This window comes from Streptomyces sp. NPDC050418 (genome assembly GCF_044458745.1).
Taxonomy (GTDB): Bacteria; Actinomycetota; Actinomycetes; order Streptomycetales; family Streptomycetaceae; genus Streptomyces.
The window spans coordinates 357,185-373,198 of record NZ_JBITIG010000002.1 but is presented as its reverse complement, the minus strand read 5'-3'; the positions used below and the strand labels follow the sequence as shown (position 1 = coordinate 373,198).

The window sequence follows — 16,014 nt, the reverse complement described above, 5'->3', positions numbered from 1 at the left end:
AGGACCGGCGGCCGGCCGGTGGCCTACAGTCCGGCTTCCTTCTCGGCCAGCGCCTTGGCCCAGCGGTAGTCCGCCTTGCCGCTGGGGGAGCGCTGGATGTGGTCCGTGACGACCAGCTGGCGGGGGATCTTGTAGCCCGCGACATGGGTGCGGCAGTGGGTCTGGATGGCGTCGAGGCTCAACTGCTCGGCACCGTCGCGCAGTTGGACGACGGCCGCCACATGGTTGCCCCACTTGGGGTCGGGCACGCCCGCGACCAGGGCGTCGTAGACGTCCGGGTGCGACTTGAGCGCCTGCTCGACCTCCTCCGGATAGACCTTCTCGCCGCCCGTGTTGATGCACTGCGAGCCGCGGCCGAGGACCGTGACGATGCCGTTCTCGTCGACCGTGGCCATGTCGCCGAGCAGCACCCAGCGCAGACCGTCGCGCTGGAAGAAGGTCTCGGCGGTCTTCACCGGGTCGTTGTAGTAGCCGAGCGGTACGTGGCCGCGCTGGGCGAGCCGTCCCACCTCGCCGACGGCCACCGGCGCGTACGTGGCCGGATCGACCACCTGCGTCCGCTCGTTGACCTCGATGCGGAAGCCCTTCTCGGGGCCCGAGTCGGCGGTCGCGCGGCCGTTGGAGCCGGACTCCGAGGAACCGAAGTTGTTGAGCAGCATCACGTTCGGCACGAGCTCCTGGAACTCCGCGCGGACCGTGTCCGACATGATCGCGCCGGAGGACGAGAGGCTGAACAGCGAGGACATGTCCGTGCCCGCGCAGGGGCCGCGGAGCGCGTCCACCAGCGGGCGGAGCATCGCGTCGCCGACGAGGGAGACGCTGAAGACCTTCTCCTTCTCGATGGTCCTGAGCACCTCCTCCGGGGCGTACTTGCGGTGCAGCACGACCTTCTGCCCGTAGTCGAAGGCCACGAACGTGGTGAGTGTGGACGTGCCGTGCATCAGTGGCGGCGTGGGGAAGAAGGTCAGGCCCGCGTTGCCCGCCGCGACCCGCTCGGCCAGCTCCTCCGGCCGCTTGACAGGCTCACCGGACGGCGCACCGCCGAACAGCCCCGCGAAGAACAGGTCCTCCTGGCGCCACATCACGCCCTTCGGCATGCCCGTCGTGCCGCCGGTGTAGATGATGAACAGGTCGTCCGCCGAGCGCGCCCCGAAGCCCCGCCCGACGGAGCCGGCCGCCTCCGCGTCCGTGAACGCGACCGCGTCGAGTGCCGGTGCGTCCGCGGGCGCCTCTCCCACCCGGACGAGATGGCGCAGCTTCTCCGTCTTCGGGAGCGCCGACGCCACCCGCTCGCTGAACTCCGCGTCGAAGACGAGGGCGGCGAGATCGGCGTCCTTGTACAGGTACACCAGCTCTTCTTCCACGTACCGGTAGTTGACGTTCACCGGGACGAGGCGCGCCTTGAGGCAGGCCAGCATGGTCTGCACGTACTCGATGCCGTTGTAGAGGTGCAGGCCCAGGTGCTCGCCGGGCTGCAGGCCCGCGGCGATCAGGTGGTGGGCGATGCGGTTGGCCGCTTCGTCGAGCTCCCGGTAGGTGAGCCGGCGCTCGGCCCCCGTTCCCGGGTGGTCGACGTAGACGAGCGCCTCGCGGTCGGGGACCACGTCGACGATCGACTCGAACAGGTCGGCAAGGTTGTACTCCACCGTTCCTCCTGACACCGGACGAACCCCGGCTGAACCCCGGACGGCTCTGCGACGGTCCCTGAAAATCCCCATGAATGTGCTCGCTCGGCGGTCATTAGATCGCCGCATCGGGCAACTGGGAAGAGGCACCGGCGAAGAAATCTGACTGGCTGTCAGAAAACTATTGAACTGGACCTCCGCCTACTGCAACCTGTTCCAGGTCTTGAGGTCAACAGTGCGGGAGGCAGCACATGGGCGGGACCGAACACCTCACCGTGGAGCGCAAGGGCGCGACACTGGTGCTCACGATGAACCGGCCCGAGGCCAAGAACGCGTTGTCGCTTCCCCTGCTCGTGGGCCTCTACGACGGCTGGCTCGAGGCCGACGCGGACGACTCGGTCCGCTCCATCGTGCTGACCGGCGCGGGCGGCGACTTCTGCGCGGGCATGGACCTCAAGGCGCTGGCAGGCAAGGGCATGGCGGGGCAGCAGTACCAGGCCCGGATGAAGGAAGTGCCCGATCTGCACTGGAAGGCGATGCTGCGCGAGCACCGCCCCAGGAAGCCCGTGATCGCCGCCGTCGAGGGCTACTGCGTGGCGGGCGGCACGGAGATCCTGCAGGGCACCGACATCCGCGTCGCCGGGGACAGCGCCACCTTCGGGCTCTCCGAGGTCAAGCGCGCCCTGTTCCCGATCGGCGGCTCCACGGTCCGCCTCCAGCGGCAGATCCCGCGCACCCACGCGCTGGAGATGCTGCTCACCGGCCGCCACTACAGCGCCCAGGAAGCCCTCTCCATCGGCCTGATCGGCAACGTCGTGCCCGCGGGAACGGCCCTCGACAAGGCACTGGAGATCGCCGAGATGGTCAACTCCTGCGGCCCGCTCGCCGTCGAGGCCGTCAAGGCCTCCGTGTACGAGACCGCGGAGATGACCGAGACCGAAGGGCTCAAGTCCGAGCTGGAGCGCGGCTGGCCGATCTTCGCGACCGAGGACGCCAAGGAGGGGCCGAAGGCCTTCGCCGAGAAGCGCCCGCCCGTCTACAAGCGCGCCTGACCGCGGCCGCCCACGCCCCGTCCCCCGTAGCCAAGGAGACACGCACGTGCCCGAACTCCTCAAAGCACCCCTCGTCGTCGAGTTCCCCTTCACCCGTTCCCTCAGCCCCGTGCAGAGCGCCTTCCTCACCGGGCTGCGCGAGCGCACCGTCCTCGGTGTGCGGACCGGCGGGGACAAGGTCCTCGTCCCGCCCGTCGAGTACGACCCCGAGACCGCCGAGGAGCTCCGCGAGCTCGTCGAGGTCGGCTCCACCGGCACCGTCACCACCTGGGCGTGGAACCCGGAGCCCCGCCGCGGCCAGCCCCTCGACCGGCCCTTCGCCTGGGTCCTGGTCAAGCTGGACGGCGCCGACACCGCCCTGCTGCACGCCCTCGACGCCGAGGGACCCCAAGCGGTGCACTCCGGTCTGCGGGTCAGGATCCGCTGGGCCGAGGAGCGGACCGGCGCCATCACGGACATCGCCTGCTTCGAACCGTACGACGGCACCGAGAGCGCCGAAGCCACCGGGCACGACGGGGAGTTCGAGGACAAAGTGAGCGGCATCGTCGCCCCGGCCCGCCTCGACTACAGCTACTCGCCGGGCCATGCGCAGACCGAGTACATCAACGCGCTGTCCGAACGCAAGACGATCGGCCACCGCTGCCCCAGCTGCTCCAAGGTGTACGTACCGCCACGCGGTGCGTGCCCGACCTGCGGTGTGGCCACCGGCGAGCAGGTGGAGGTCGGGCCCGGCGGCACCGTCACCACCTTCTGCATCGTCAACGTCAAGGCCAAGAACCTCGACATCGAACTGCCCTATGTCTACGCGCACATCGCCCTCGACGGCGCCGACCTCGCCTTCAGCGGCCGGATCGCCGGCATCCCGTACGACCAGGTGCGGATGGGCCTGCGGGTCGAACCGGTGTGGACCGAAGGCGGCCGCTACCCCGATCACTTCCGCCCGACCGGCGAACCGGACGCCGACTATGACACGTACAAGGAGCTGGTGTAGATGCGAGAGGTCGCGATCGTCGCCTTCGCACAGAGCGACCACGTGCGGCACTCGGACGAGCGGTCCGAGGTCGAGATCCTCATGCCCGTCCTGCACCAGGTCAAGGAGCAGACCGGCCTCGGTGCCAGTGACATCGGCTTCACCTGCTCCGGCTCCTCCGACTACCTCGCGGGCCGTGCCTTCTCCTTCACGATGACCCTCGACGGCGTCGGCGCCTGGCCGCCGATCTCCGAGTCCCACGTGGAGATGGACGGGGCCTGGGCGCTGTACGAGGCCTGGGTGAAGATCCTCACCGGCGAGGTCGACACGGCTCTGGTCTACGCGTACGGGAAGTCCTCACCCGGCTCCGTACGCGATGTCCTGACCCGGCAGCTCGACCCGTACTACGTGGCCCCGCTGTGGCCGGACTCGGTGGCGCTCGCCGCGCTGCAGGCGCAGGCCCTGATCGACTCCGGTGAGACCGACGAGCCCGCTCTCGCCTCGATCGCCGCCCGCAGCCGCGAGGCCGCGGCCGCGAACCCGCACGCGCAGGTGACAGGTGACGTCCCGCAAGGCGACTACGTCGTCCAGCCGTTGCGCAAGGGCGACTGCCCGCCGGTCAGCGACGGCGCCGTCGCCGTGATCCTCGCCGCCGGCGACAAGGCGCGCGAGCTGTGCGCGCGGCCCGCGTGGATCCGCGGCATGGACCACCGCATCGAGGCGCACAGCCTCGGGGTGCGCGACCTCACCGACTCCCCGTCGGCCCGGCTCGCCGCCGAACGCGCCGGGGCCTTCGACCGGCCGGTGGACACCGCCGAGCTGCACGCGCCGTTCACCTCGCAGGAGGTCGTCCTGCGCAAGGCGCTGAAACTCGGCGACGACGTGAAGATCAATCCGTCGGGCGGCCCGCTCGCCGCCAACACCGTGATGGCCGCGGGCCTGCTGCGCATCGGCGAGGCCGCGGCCCGCATCCACCGCGGCGAGTCAGACCGGGCGCTCGCCCACGCGACCTCGGGACCCTGTCTGCAGCAGAACCTCGTCGCCGTACTGGAAGGGGACGCCCAGTGAGTGCCGCGAAAGAACCGGTGGCCGTCGTCGGCATCGGACAGACCAAGCACGTCGCCGCCCGCAAGGACGTCTCCATCGCGGGCCTCGTCCGCGAGGCTGCGCAACGGGCGTTGGCGGACGCCCAGTTGACCTGGGCGGACATCGACGCCGTCGTCATAGGCAAGGCGCCCGACTTCTTCGAGGGCGTCATGATGCCGGAGCTCTATCTCGCCGACGCGCTCGGCGCGGTGGGCAAGCCGATGCTGCGGGTGCACACGGCGGGCTCCGTCGGGGGCTCGACCGCGCTCGTCGCCTCGAACCTCGTCGCGTCCCGTGTGCACAGGACGGTGCTGACGCTCGCCTTCGAGAAGCAGTCCGAGTCCAACGCGATGTGGGGCCTGTCCCTGCCCGTCCCGTTCCAGCAGCCGCTGCTCGCGGGCGCCGGCGGTTTCTTCGCCCCGCATGTGCGCGCCTACATGCGGCGCGCGGGCGCACCCGACCACATCGGCTCGCTCGTCGCGTACAAGGACCGGCGCAACGCGCTCAAGAACCCCTACGCGCATCTGCACGAGAAGGACATCACCCTGGAGAAGGTGCAGTCCTCGCCGATGCTGTGGGACCCGGTGCGCTACTCCGAGACCTGCCCGTCGTCCGACGGCGCCTGCGCGATGATCCTCACCGACCGTGCAGGGGCGGCCCGTTCACCGCAGCCGCCCGCCTGGATGCACGGCGGGGCGATGCGCTCGGAGCCGACGATGTTCGCCGGCAAGGACTTCGTCTCGCCGCAGGCCGGCAAGGACTGCGCGGCCGACGTCTACCGGCAGGCCGGCATCAAGGACCCGCGCCGGGAGATCGACGCGGTCGAGATGTACGTGCCGTTCTCCTGGTACGAGCCGATGTGGCTGGAGAACCTCGGCTTCGCCGACGAGGGTGAGGGCTGGAAGCTCACCGAGTCCGGTGTCACCGAACTCGACGGCGATCTGCCGGTCAACATGTCCGGCGGTGTGCTCTCCAGCAACCCCATCGGCGCCTCCGGGATGATCCGGTTCGCCGAGGCCGCGCTGCAGGTCCGCGGCCAGGCGGGCGAGCACCAGGTCGAGGGCGCGCGCAAGGCGCTCGGTCATGCGTACGGCGGCGGATCGCAGTTCTTCGCCATGTGGCTGGTCGGTGCGGAGCCGCCGCAGAACTGATGTCACCGGTGCCGGGCGGGCCTCCTCCTTCCGTGGCCTGTCCGGCGCCCGCGCCGCTCGCTAGTCTGGCGTGCGGACGACATACCGGGAGGAGCAGGGACGTGGCCGAGAGCACCACCACCACCCGACAGCACCCGTTCGAGGGCTGGGAGAAGCCCGACCTCGACTTGAGCCGTGCGGACTGGCAGTCGGGCACCCGCAATCAGGGAGATGTGCAGATCGCGTTCGTCGAGGGCTTCATCGCGATGCGCAACGGAGGCCGCCCCGAGAGCCCTTCCCTGATCTTCACGCCCGCCGAGTGGCGGGCGTTCGTACTGGGCGCGAGGGACGGCGAGTTCGACCTCACCTAGCACAACACGCCTGACGCTCCTGGCTCTTGTAGATCCCTACGAAGTCCGGGTCCCGGCAGGCTTGGCTCTTCATGGCTTCGCCTCCTGGCTGTGCGGCCCGCACGGGCGATGTACTCCTCGCATGACACGCGGCACACGCCGCGGCTTCGACGACGTGCGGGGGCACAACGCGATGAGCACACAGCTGTACGACGGGATCGGCGAGGCCTTCGAGGGCTTCAAGGCGCTGCCGCTGGCGCAGTACGGAGAGGTACCCAGCGTGCTGTCCCTGGTCGGGGACGTGACCGGTAAGTCCGTCCTCGACCTGGCGTCCGGGACCGGCTTCTACAGCCGGGAGTTCAAGCGGCGCGGCGCCACCGATGTGCTCGGCATCGACATCTCCGGCGAGATGATCGCGGTGTCGCAGCGCCTCGAGGACGCCGCCCCGCTCGGCGTGCGCTACGAGGTCGGTGACGCGGCCGGGCTGCGCGACCTCGGCGAGCGCTTCGACCTCGCCGTCGGTGTGCAGCTGCTGCACTACGCCGAGGACGAGGCCGCCATGGAGCGCATGTGCGCCGCGGTGCACCGCAGCCTCAAGCCGGGCGGCGAGTTCATCATCCTCAACCAGTCGCCGGACTTCCGCTTCGACGGACCCTCCATCGACAAGTACGGCTTCCGCAGCGAACTGACCGGCGAGGAGGCCGAGACCGGCCCGCTGGTCCGGCTCACCGCGCATCTGCCCGACCACCCGGTCAGCTTCGTGACCGCGCGCCCGCGCCGCGAGGTCTTCGAGCGCTCGCTCGCGGCCGCCGGCTTCCGCGACCTCACCTGGGTGCCGCTGCACATCTCGGACGAGGGTATCGAGGAGTACGGCGAGGAGTTCTGGGCCGACCTCTTCGTCAACCCGCCGCTGGAACTGGCGCGCTGCCGCGCCTGAACCACCGGGGTGCCACGCACGTCCGCCCCGGCTCCGGAGCGCGTCCGGAGCCGGGGCGGGCCTGTGCGGTCAGTGCCATGGACTGTGCGGGTCACTGCCTCAGCGGCGGGCCTTCTCGAAGCGGTCCGCCCAGTACGCGGTCCGGTCCAGATAGGCCGTCTCGGCCGCCTCGCCCTCCTTCCCGTACGCGCCGTCGAAGGTCAGATACCCGTGGCCGTCCGGCGGCGAGCTGTCCGCGGGCTCGATGGAACTGCCCTCGTGCCACTCGTTGAACGAGGTCACGGAGACCCAGGTCGGTGACCCGCCGATCGCCGGGTCCAGGGCGTTGTTCCACTGCCGGTCGTACGCCGCGCCGTCCGCGCGCTCCACCGTGGGCGTCGTGTTCCCGGGCACCGCACGGTCGTCGAGATAGCCGGGGGCCACGGATGGCGCCCAGACCAGACCGTTCGCGCGGGCGTACTCCCCGGCCTGCTTCCAGCCGGGAGCCGTGGCGCCCGCGATCCCGTCGTAGGTGTAGAGCCCCGAGAAGTGCGCGATCTTCGTGGTGTCGGTGGTCTGCGCGAGGACGATGCTGGTGTCGTCGACCGCGTCGAGCGCCGACCAGTCGGAGATCCTGAGACTCTCGAAGACATAGAACGCGGACTTCCCGCCGTGTGCCGCCGAGCGGTAGAACGCCGGATGAGATCCGTATGTGGCGTTGAGGTACTCGATGTCCTCGACCGTGGAGGCCGCCGTGCGGTCCGCGTACGGCTCAAGGTGCCAGGCGACCTTGATGTCCTCCTTCGCCGCGGCGTCGAGCACGCCCTTGGCGAGCCTGTCCTCGTAGCCGCCGCGGCCCCACCAGCTGTAGACGATCACGCCGGCGCCGGACTGCTTCACCCAGCGCATGTGCTGAGCGACCGCGTCCGCCATGTCACCCGAGTCGTACGGACCGAGCGCCGGATAGAAATCTGCGCCGATGTCCTCGGGCGGGGTGCGCCCGCCCTGCTGCCAGTGCCGCCACGTCCCGTGCACCTGCGGACTGCCGTACCAGGGGTAGTAGAAGAGGTGCACGTCGGACGAGCCCGCCTCGGCGGCCGGTTCGGTGCTCAGCGCGAACGTGTCGACGTCGAACAGTGCGCCCGAGCCGCCGGTGAAGCGCAGCACGAGCGGCCCGGAAGCCGTACCGCCGAGCTCGGCGGTGACCGTCGTGAACGTCTCCCAGCCGCCGGTCACCGGCACGTCGACCGTGCCGAGCAGCGTGCCGTCCGCGGACCCGGAGCGGATCTCGATCGTGCCGCCCGTACCGGCCGAGGACACCTGCGCGGTGAAGCGCCGAGCGCCGTCCGTGGGGACGGTGGAATACGCGGCCCAGTCGCCGTGGTCGATGTGCCCGAGCGTCGCGCCGCCGCTCGCGGGGGCGTGCGGGGCGCGCTGCACCCCGGAGCCCGACGTGAACGACTCGGCCTCGACGGTCGCCGCTCCGGTGCGCGGTGAGCAGTCGGCAGGGGCCTGCCCGGCCGCGTACCGCACCGCGCCGAGGAGCAGAGTCCGGAAGGCCGGATCGGCGTACGACTCGGCGGTGTGCCCGAGCCCGGTGTAGAACGAGCGGCCCTGGCCCTGGGCGTGGCACCAGGTGATGGGGTGGTCGCCCGCCATCTCGCCGCCGCTGTACGTCGATTCGTCGAGCGACTGCAGCACCCGTACCCCGGAGCGCGGGTTGGCGCGGTAGTTGTACCACTCGTCGGTCCGTGACCAGGTGGCGCCGAGGTGCGCGGTCGCCGGGTGCTCGCGGTCCTCGGTGACGACGGTGGCCTGCTGGATCGAGGGGTGGCTCTTGAACCAGGCGCCGACCAGCTGCCCGTAGTACGGCCAGTCGTACTCGGTGTCGGCGGCCGCGTGCACCCCGACGTAGCCGCCGCCGGAGTCCACGTACGACTCCAGGGCGCTCTGCCGGCTGCTGTCGAGCACGTCACCCGTCGTGTTGAGGAAGACCACCGCCTCGTATCCGGCGAGGTTCTCCTCCGTGAAGACCGCGGAGTCCTCGGTGGCCGTCACGGTGAAGTCGTTCGCCTGGCCGAGCGCCCGCAGGGCGTCGATGCCCGCCGGGATGGAGTCGTGCCGGAACCCGGCCGTCTTGGAGAAGACGAGCACGTCGAAGGGCGCGGCCGCCGCCGCGGGGACGGGGGCGAGCAGGGTCGCGGCGAGTGCGAGGACCATGGCGGCGGGGCCGCGGCGCAGAAGCTTTCTCATCGTCAACGCCCCTTCTTCGCTGCCGAGTCGGTGCCGAGCGTGAAGGCGTCCATGTCGAAGAGGTTGCCCTGGCCCGTCGGGCCCTTGAAGAGCAGCACCAGGTCGGTCGAACCGGACGGTCCGGCGGACAGGTTCGTCGTGACGTCCTGGAAGTTCTCCCAGCCGCCCGTCACCGGCACGTTCACCGAGCCGAGGAGCGCTCCTGCGGGTGAGCCGGCGCGGATCTCGATGGTGCCGCCCGCGCCGCCGGAGGAGATCCGGGCGGTGAAGGTGGTGGCGCCCGCGAGGGCGTACGGCGTGAAGGAGATCCAGTCGCCGTTGTCGGTGAACCCGACGGTGTTGCCGCCCTCCGCGGGGCCGTGGCCGGCGATCTGGATGCCGGACTGGTCCGAGAAGTGCTCGGCCTGCCGGTGCCGCGGCTGCAGGATCCGCTTGGAGTGCGAGGTCAGACCGTCGTTGTCGGTGTACTCGGCGTCGAAGACCCCGTACAGATTCGCCGCGCTGTCGTGCTCGCCGTCGGCCGGCACGGTGAGGGTGCCGCTGCAGCCGTTCTTCGAAGTGATGGCGTGCTCGTGGCTGTCATGGCCGAGGAGATAGGTGACCTTGACCTTGGCGCAGTCGACCGCACCGTCCTCCGGGTCGGTGACCGTCACCTCGAAGGGCACGGTGTCGCCGAAGGAGAACGGCTGCCCGTTCAGCGGCTTGGCGAGTGTCACCGTCGGCGCCGTGTTCCCGGCCGTCACCACCAGGCTCGACGACCCGGTCAGACCTTCGGGGTCCTTCACGGTGAGGGTCGGGCGGTACGTGCCCTCGGTGGTGTACGTGTGCGACGGGTTCGCCTCTGTGGACGTGGATCCGTCCCCGAAGTCCCAGTGGTGCGTGAGGGGTTGGCCCTCGGGGTCGGAGCTGCCCGCGGAGGAGAACTTGACGGTGAGCGGCAACGCCCCTGAGGTGCGGTCCGCGGCCGCCTTCGCGACAGGGCTGCGGTTGCTGCCCGCGAGGTACTCGATGCGGTACAGGGCCTGGTTGCCGGAGCCCGTCCCGTAGTCGAGGACGTACAGCGCGCCGTCCGGACCGAAGTCGCTGTCGATGATCTGCGTGCCGGTCCACGGGAAGTCCTCGATCACCCCGGGCGAGCCGTCGGCCTTCACCTCGATCGACTTGATCCACTTGCGGCCGTACTCGGTGGCGAGGAAGCGCCCGTCGAGCGATTCGGGGAACTTCACGTCCGAGTCGAGCTGCGGGTCGTAGCGGTAGACCTCGCCGCCCATCGGCGACTCCGAGCCGCTGCCGAACTCGGGCGGCGAACCTTCCCAGCCGTACTTGATCCAACTGGCCTTCGCGGGCGGCAGCTTCGCCTGCCCGGTGTTGCGGAAGGAGTTGTTGGACGGGCCGCCCGCACAGTCGTACTTGGCGCCGGACGGGCCGCTGGGGAACGTGAACTCGTTGTACGTCTCGGCGGTCGTGTTGGTGCCGGTGCAGTACGGCCAGCCGTAGTTGCCGGGCGCGGCCACGCGGTCGAACTCGACCTGGCCGCCCGGACCGCGGTTCGCGTCGCCGCCGCCCGCGTCCGGACCGTAGTCGCCGAGGTAGACGACACCGGTCTCCTTGTCGACGCTCATACGGAACGGGTTGCGGAAGCCCATCGCGTAGATCTCGGGCCGGGTGTCCGCGGTGCCGGGAGCGAAGAGGTTGCCGGACGGGATCGTGTAGCCGCCGTCGGCGGTCGGCTTGATCCGCAGCAGCTTGCCGCGCAGGTCGTCGGTGTTGCCGGAGGAGCGCTGGGCGTCGAACTGCGGGTTGCGGTCGGTGCGTTCGTCGATCGGCGCGTAGCCGGCCGAGTCGAACGGGTTGGTGTCGTCGCCGGTGGTGAGATACAGGTTCCCGGCGCCGTCGAAGTCGATGTCACCACCCACGTGGCAGCACTGGCCGCGGTCGTTGGCGACTTCGAGCACGACCTTCTCGCTCGCCATGTCGAGCGTGTGATCCGCCTTGAGCGTGAAGCGGGAGAGGTTGAGATGCCCCTTCCACGGTTCGAAGTCGGCGGCGCTGCCGGTCGTCGGTGCGTCACCGCCGGGGGTGCTGAGCTTGGGGGAGTAGTACACGTACACATGGCGGCTCGTGGTGAAGTCGGGGGCCGCCGCGATGCCCTGCAGCCCCTCCTCGTCATGCGTGTAGACGTCCAGCTTCCCGGCTGCCGTGGTGTTGCCCGCGGGATCGGTGAAGCGGATCGTGCCGTCGCGTGCCGTGTGCAGGACCGAACGGTCCGGCAGCACGGTGAGCGACATCGGCTCGCCCAACTCCGCGCCACCGGTGGCGAGTTGAACCTGCTGGTAGTCCTCGGGCGGAATGTCCCGCGCGGCTGATGAGGCCGGGACCGACGCGACGGTGACGCCGGTCAGGACGAGGGCGAGTGCGCTGAGCAGTCTCAGCCCTGTACGAGGGCGTGAGGGCATGGGGCATCCTCCTGACGCTTGGGGGTGTGTCAGGCAGGGCGCGCGCCGGCCGCGCTTGCTGCGGGGGGTGTGCCGGATCGGTCGCTGCGTGAATTGCGCGTTCAGTGCAGCTGATTACGTATAACTGTGAACGTCTTGCATGCTCGCGATCCCCTGCCGCAATTGTCAAGGGCCTGTCAAAATTGCCCCGTACACGGGTCTGGGCGTCATGGCGTACGGGGGGCGGGCCGCCCGTCGCGTCACCGGAGGACGACGCACCCCCGCCGCTCCAGCTCCTCGGCGGCACCGCAGTCCTGGTCCAGCGGGTTCCAGCGCAGATCCAGCTTCTCCAGGGCGGGGAGTTCCGTGATCCAGTGGGGCACGGTGCGGATACGGTTCGCGCGCAGGTCGATCCGGCGCAGCCGCGGGAGGGGGTGGAGGGCGGGTGGGACCTCGGTGAAGCGGTTCTCGCGCAGTTCGATCTCGCGCAGTTCCGTCAACCGGCCCGCGCTGTCGGGGAGGACAGTGAGCTGGTTGCCGCGGAGCCACAGTTCACGCAGCGCGCCGAGCGCGCCCATCGCGTCCGGAAGCGTGGCCAACCGGTTGTTCTGGGCGCGCAGTTCCACGAGCGCGGCCAGTCCGCCCAGTGTCTCCGGGAGCCGGGTGAGGCGGTTGTCGCCGACGTTCAGATAGCGCAGCCGGGTGAGACGGCCCAGGGTGTCGGGCAAGGTGGTCAGCCGGTTGTCGTGCAGATAGAGGAAGCGGGAGAGCCCGGTGAGCTCGCCCAGTTCGTCCGGCACCTCGGTGAGGTGGTTGTGCCCGAGGTCCAGGGTGTGCAGACGGCTCAGCGTCCCGATGCGCGCGGGCAGCCGCGTCAGCGCGTTGTCCGCGAGCAGCAGCACCTCCGCCTCCGGCTGCCAGACGTCCGCCGGTACCTCCGTCAGCCCGGCCCGCCAGTGGTCGATCCGTGTCACGGCCACAGCAACTGCCGCTCCCAGCCGCCGTTCCCGTTCGCGCGATACGTCAGACGGGTGTGGCTGCGGGCCTTGTCGCCCTGCCAGAACTCCACCGACTCCGCGCGTACCGTGAGCAACTGCCAGCCCTCGGGTACGAGTCCGGGCTCCCGCCCGACTCGCGCGAGCGACGCGGCGACCGCGGCCGTGCGCTCCGCCGGATCGGTGAGCGGCTGCGACTGCCGCCCGAGCAGCGACTCGGCGCGTGCGCCGGGGCCGCGGGCCAGGAAGTCGGCGCGCGAGGCCTCGGGGCTCGCCGGGGTCACCGGGCCGCGGACCCGTACCTGGCGGGCGAGCGCCGGCCAGTAGAAGGTGAGCGCGGCGAACGGCCGCTCACGCAGCTCACGGCCCTTGGCACCGCCGCGGTCCGAGGCGAACTGCCAGCCCTGCGCGTCCACGTTCTTGAGGATCAGGACCCGGGCCGACGGATTGCCGTCCGCACCCGCCGTCGACAGTGTCATCGCGTGTGGCTCGCGCACCCCCGCGTCGATGGCGTGCAGCAGCCACTGCGTGAACAGTTCCTCGGGTGTCGCCGGTGCGGCCGAGGCGTCGAAGACGGGCAGTTCGCCCGCGAACACCTCGATGCCGCGCAGTACCGTGCGCAGGTCCTCGGCCACGTACCCTCCCCGTGCGTTGATCCCCATGCGCGGACCACATGGACTGATGCGCTGACCCCATGCGCTGATCCCATGTACCGATCCGTGCGTTAATGGTTGCTGGCGAAGCTATCATTAGCGGCATGCCGGAATCCATGGGCGTCCCGCAGGGCGCAGTGCGGGGTGCGACGGACGCGCAGCTGGTCCTCGACCTGGCCCTCACCATTCGCCACGACGGACACGGCGGCGTCGCCGACGACCTCGCCGAGCCCGCCGGGCTCACGGTCTGGGTGCGCGAACGGATCGCGACGCTCGACCTGTTCGCGGCGGACGCCGACGCGCTCGCCGCCGTGCGCGAACTGAGAGCGGCGGTGCGCGCGCTGTTCGCCAAAGCCGTACGGCCGGGGGAGCCCAGCCCGGCCGACGCGCGGAGCCTGATGCCCGAGTCCGAGGCGGTCGCGCGGCTGAACGGGGCCGCCGCCCTGGTCCCGGTCGTGCCCGTACTCGACTGGTCCGGAGCGGAACCCGTCACCGCACTCCGCCCCGCGGCGCCCGCCGACCCGCTCGACGTCCTCCTCGCGGAACTGGCCAGGGCGGCCGTCGCCTTCCTCGCGGGACCGGACCGCGCGAAGCTCCGCGCATGCCACGCACCGCGCTGCGTGCGCTACTTCCTCAAGGGGCACCCCCGTCAGGAGTGGTGCAAACCCTCCTGCGGCAACCGCGCCCGCGTCGCCCGCCACCACGAACGCCACCGAGAGGACTCCCTGTGATCCGCGACCTCTACAACGTCCGCCCGGTCGGCGCCCAGGGGGACCCCGTGCCGGTCACCCCGCTCACGCCGGAGGAGGAGCTCCGCGTACGACGCGTCCTGTTCACCGAGCTCGGCAACGACCTCGCGGACCACGGCGAGGTCACCTTCCCCGCCCACACGCCCGCCGAGCGCCGGCGCCTGATCGACATCGGCCGCGCACTCGGCGAGCACTGGGGGATCCCGGTCGCGGTCGAGGCGGTGGACGAGCTGCGGATGCGGCTGTATCTGCCGACGGCGGAGATTCGTCCGTAGCGGGCCGCGGATCAAGGGTGCCGCCCGGCCGGCGGCGAGAGATATTCCTTGACGGGGATATTCGTATTGAGGAATACTTCTCGTCATGGAGGAGCAGACCGCATCCGCACTCGGCGACGCCGCCCGCTGGCGCATCGTCGAGCTGCTGGCCGGACGCCCCCGGTCCGTCGGTGAACTGGCCGAGCTGACCGGGCTGAGGCAGCCGCAGACCACGAAACACCTGCAGACGCTCGTACGGGCCGGGCTCGCCACGGTCCATCCGCTGGGGCAGCGGCGTGTGTACGCGCTGGAGGCCGCGCCCCTGGAAGCCCTCGGGCAACAGCTGCGCTCGCTGATCGAGACGGCGGGCGCGCACCAGGGCGATCTCGATGTGATCGCCCGCTATCAGGCCGCCATCGAGGCGGAGACGGCCGCCGCGCACGCGGGCGGCGACCGCTGGGCCGACGGCCGGACCTTCGTGTTCGAGCGCGGGTTCGCCGCGGACCGTTCGACGGTCTGGCGGCACTGGACCGACCCCGGCCTGCTCGCCACGTGGTGGGCCCCGCCGTCGATGACCGTCACCGCCTGCGCCCTCGACCCCGTGCCGGGCGGCCGCGCGGTCCTCGACTACCGCGACGCGGAGGGCACCTACCGGTCCTCCGGGAACGTGCACGCTGCGCGGGAAGGCGAGCGGCTCGTCTTCGACCTGTCCGTGCGCGACGCCGAGGGTGCTGCCACCTTCACCGGCCACTACGACCTGACCCTCACGGACGCCGACGGCGGCGGTACGCGACTGCGGTTGCAGCTGGGCCTGTCGGCCACCGCCGTCGAGGCCGCCCATCAGATCGCCGGGATCGAGACCGGCTGGGGTCAAGTCCTCGACCAGCTGACCGACGCAGTCGACGCAACTCGCCCTGCTCACCCTGACAACTAGGAGCTTCGTCATGACCAGCCGGACCACGCGCAAGGTGACCGCCAACATCAGCCTCACCCTCGACGGGCGCTACCACGGTGCCTCGGGCCCCGGCGACATGGGAGCGATCGTCCCGTACGCCGTCACCGACGTGGCACGCGACCACCTCGCGCGCATCCACGAGGGCAAGACCACCGCCGTCCTCGGCCGGGGCAACGCCCTGGGATTCGTGGGCTATTGGTCGGCCGTCGCCGAGGACGAGAACGCCGACCCCCGGGACCGCGCGTACGCGAAGTGGCTCGTAGGGGCGGAGAAGGTGGTGTTCTCCACGACCCTCACCGAGGGGCCCTGGGAGCGCACCCGCGTGGTCAACGGCCCGGTGGCCGACATCGTGCGCGAACTCAAGGCCTCGGGTGAGGGCGACATCCTCGTCAACACCGCGCCCAGCATTCTCAAGCCCCTCCTCGCCGCCGACCTCGTCGACCGCCTCCACCTCATGATCTGCCCCGAGATCACCGGCGGTGGCGAGCGCCTCTTCGAGGACGGCCTTCCCGCGACCCGGTGGACCCTGGCCCACCAGGACGCCGGCAAGCAGGGCGAACTCGCCCTGGTCTACGACAGGGTGCGCTGACA

General features: G+C 70.6%; 15 protein-coding genes. 10 read left to right on the top strand and 5 right to left on the bottom strand.

Annotation, left to right across the window (positions count from 1 at the left end; genetic code table 11):
- Positions 1-23: 23 nt before the first annotated feature.
- Positions 24-1,646, bottom strand: a complete 1,623-nt coding sequence (locus ACIBI4_RS05960) for an acyl-CoA synthetase (protein WP_399202376.1) — start codon at positions 1,644-1,646, stop codon at positions 24-26.
- 230 nt (positions 1,647-1,876) lie between these two features.
- On the opposite strand from ACIBI4_RS05960, the gene ACIBI4_RS05955 reads away from it, so the two are divergent.
- The 6 genes from ACIBI4_RS05955 to ACIBI4_RS05930 all read left to right on the top strand — a co-directional run bounded on the left by ACIBI4_RS05955 (position 1,877) and on the right by ACIBI4_RS05930 (position 7,150).
- Positions 1,877-2,677, top strand: coding sequence for a crotonase/enoyl-CoA hydratase family protein (locus ACIBI4_RS05955; protein WP_399202375.1), 801 nt, complete (start codon positions 1,877-1,879; stop codon positions 2,675-2,677).
- 46 nt (positions 2,678-2,723) lie between these two features.
- Positions 2,724-3,668: a Zn-ribbon domain-containing OB-fold protein gene (locus ACIBI4_RS05950; RefSeq protein WP_399202374.1), complete on the top strand. Its 945-nt coding sequence runs from the start codon at positions 2,724-2,726 to the stop codon at positions 3,666-3,668.
- Positions 3,669-4,715 (top strand): thiolase domain-containing protein, encoded by a 1,047-nt coding sequence (locus tag ACIBI4_RS05945; protein WP_399202373.1) that lies wholly within the window; start codon positions 3,669-3,671, stop codon positions 4,713-4,715. It begins immediately after the preceding gene.
- Complete coding sequence (locus ACIBI4_RS05940; protein WP_399202372.1) at positions 4,712-5,884, top strand: thiolase domain-containing protein; 1,173 nt, start codon at positions 4,712-4,714, stop codon at positions 5,882-5,884. Before ACIBI4_RS05945 ends, ACIBI4_RS05940 begins: the two co-directional genes overlap by 4 nt.
- Positions 5,885-5,985: 101 nt before the next feature.
- A complete protein-coding gene (locus ACIBI4_RS05935; RefSeq protein WP_187815462.1) occupies positions 5,986-6,234 on the top strand; it encodes a DUF397 domain-containing protein in 249 nt (82 codons plus the stop codon).
- Positions 6,235-6,406: 172 nt separating this feature from the next.
- Positions 6,407-7,150 carry a class I SAM-dependent methyltransferase gene (locus tag ACIBI4_RS05930; protein ID WP_399202655.1) on the top strand — a complete coding sequence of 248 codons (744 nt, stop codon included), beginning with the start codon at positions 6,407-6,409 and terminating at the stop codon, positions 7,148-7,150.
- A gap of 99 nt (positions 7,151-7,249) precedes the next feature.
- On the opposite strand, the gene ACIBI4_RS05925 is transcribed toward ACIBI4_RS05930, so the two are convergent.
- The 4 genes from ACIBI4_RS05925 to ACIBI4_RS05910 all read right to left on the bottom strand — a co-directional run bounded on the left by ACIBI4_RS05925 (position 7,250) and on the right by ACIBI4_RS05910 (position 13,474).
- Entirely contained in the window at positions 7,250-9,382 is a 2,133-nt protein-coding gene (locus ACIBI4_RS05925; protein WP_399202371.1) for a ThuA domain-containing protein, read from the bottom strand.
- Between the two features lie 2 nt (positions 9,383-9,384).
- Positions 9,385-11,838, bottom strand: coding sequence for a PQQ-dependent sugar dehydrogenase (locus ACIBI4_RS05920; protein WP_399202370.1), 2,454 nt, complete (start codon positions 11,836-11,838; stop codon positions 9,385-9,387).
- A gap of 239 nt (positions 11,839-12,077) precedes the next feature.
- Positions 12,078-12,797 carry a leucine-rich repeat domain-containing protein gene (locus ACIBI4_RS05915; RefSeq protein WP_399202369.1) on the bottom strand — a complete coding sequence of 240 codons (720 nt, stop codon included), beginning with the start codon at positions 12,795-12,797 and terminating at the stop codon, positions 12,078-12,080.
- Positions 12,788-13,474, bottom strand: a complete 687-nt coding sequence (locus ACIBI4_RS05910; protein WP_399202368.1) for a pyridoxal 5'-phosphate synthase — start codon at positions 13,472-13,474, stop codon at positions 12,788-12,790. Before ACIBI4_RS05910 ends, ACIBI4_RS05915 begins: the two co-directional genes overlap by 10 nt.
- Before the next feature lie 95 nt (positions 13,475-13,569).
- Between ACIBI4_RS05910 and ACIBI4_RS05905 the strand changes: the two genes are divergently transcribed.
- From ACIBI4_RS05905 to ACIBI4_RS05890, 4 genes are all read left to right on the top strand, one after another.
- Positions 13,570-14,196 carry a CGNR zinc finger domain-containing protein gene (locus ACIBI4_RS05905; protein ID WP_399202367.1) on the top strand — a complete coding sequence of 209 codons (627 nt, stop codon included), beginning with the start codon at positions 13,570-13,572 and terminating at the stop codon, positions 14,194-14,196.
- The gene (locus tag ACIBI4_RS05900; RefSeq protein WP_399202366.1) at positions 14,193-14,489 is read left to right on the top strand and encodes a hypothetical protein; all 297 of its coding nucleotides are present in this window, start codon (positions 14,193-14,195) and stop codon (positions 14,487-14,489) included. Before ACIBI4_RS05905 ends, ACIBI4_RS05900 begins: the two co-directional genes overlap by 4 nt.
- 85 nt (positions 14,490-14,574) lie before the next feature.
- Positions 14,575-15,402 carry a metalloregulator ArsR/SmtB family transcription factor gene (locus ACIBI4_RS05895; RefSeq protein ID WP_399202365.1) on the top strand — a complete coding sequence of 276 codons (828 nt, stop codon included), beginning with the start codon at positions 14,575-14,577 and terminating at the stop codon, positions 15,400-15,402.
- Positions 15,403-15,412: 10 nt separating this feature from the next.
- Entirely contained in the window at positions 15,413-16,012 is a 600-nt protein-coding gene (locus ACIBI4_RS05890) for a dihydrofolate reductase family protein (protein ID WP_399202364.1), read from the top strand.
- Positions 16,013-16,014 lie beyond the last annotated feature (2 nt).